This window comes from Flectobacillus longus, assembly GCF_030056705.1.
Taxonomy (GTDB): domain Bacteria; phylum Bacteroidota; class Bacteroidia; order Cytophagales; family Spirosomataceae; genus Flectobacillus; species Flectobacillus longus.
Genome location: NZ_JASHIC010000067.1, coordinates 1 through 979 on the forward strand (window position 1 = coordinate 1; position 979 = coordinate 979).

Annotated in this window: 1 protein-coding gene; it reads right to left on the minus strand. The window is 33.6% G+C overall.

From position 1 onward, the window contains the following. Positions 1 to 9: 9 nt before the first annotated feature. Positions 10 to 885: a transposase family protein gene (locus tag QM491_RS25450; protein ID WP_283330401.1), complete on the minus strand. Its 876-nt coding sequence runs from the start codon at positions 883 to 885 to the stop codon at positions 10 to 12. Between the last annotated feature and the right edge of the window lie 94 nt (positions 886 to 979).

The window sequence follows — 979 nt, forward strand, 5'->3', positions numbered from 1 at the left end:
TAAACTTTATCACGGTTTATTATTTATTGTTCTGAAAGTAACTCTAAGATTATGTAATCCAACAGCAATATCCATGATTCGATCTAGGATTTGACTGGTTCTTAGGCGTATTTTCTCCTTGACGACTCTTAATCTTTTTACCCCTGCAAAAGCATGCTCTACTCTGACTCTTACTTGGGCAATTGCTTTGTTAATTTGCTTCTGAAGGGTGGTTAATGGGTGGTGTTTTGAGCTTTTATATGGTATAATAACATTTTCATTCTCTTTATCAACTCCTAAAAATCCTAAGTCAGCTATTATCGTTACAGAGGAAGGTTTAAGACATATTTCATCCCATAAGGTTTTATCATGCAGACTTCCTTCGTAGGTTTCTCCAAGATAATGGATATAAGTCTTGGAATCTGAAAATACTAAGTTTTTTACAGTATGTGTCTTCTTTTTTCCACTATAAAACTCTTTTTGAAGTTCATAGTCTGTACTTCTACTAACCTGTCTTTCAGTGACATCACATAAAATATAATCTAAGTTTTCATTAATAGTGAAACTACCCTGACGCTGAGCTAGAAAGTTTAAACGATCTAAGGTTTCATGTAAAACCACCAAGAGATACTTGATCCATTCACTTACTTTTGACTGGCATATCCCAGAATACGCTGCCATAAAAGATTGACTAGGGTTTTGCTTTAAGTATTGCAAAATGAACTTTAGTTTGGCTTCATTCCCATAAAGGCTACTTAACTTAGATTCTTTAACTTGTCTGTACTTGCGTAAAGTCCCTTTGAGGGTATAGTTGCTAACTCGCTCCTCCATAAGAGGACAAAAAACTGAATATAAATGTGTGTATTCTCTATGATTAAGTGTAGTTAATGTGTTAATTTTGTTCATGGCTCGTCTTTTTTAGTTTGTTTGGTTTTGCAACTACAAATCTAAAAAATTCAAGCCTTTTTTTATGATACTTCTGAAACCGTGATAATGTCTA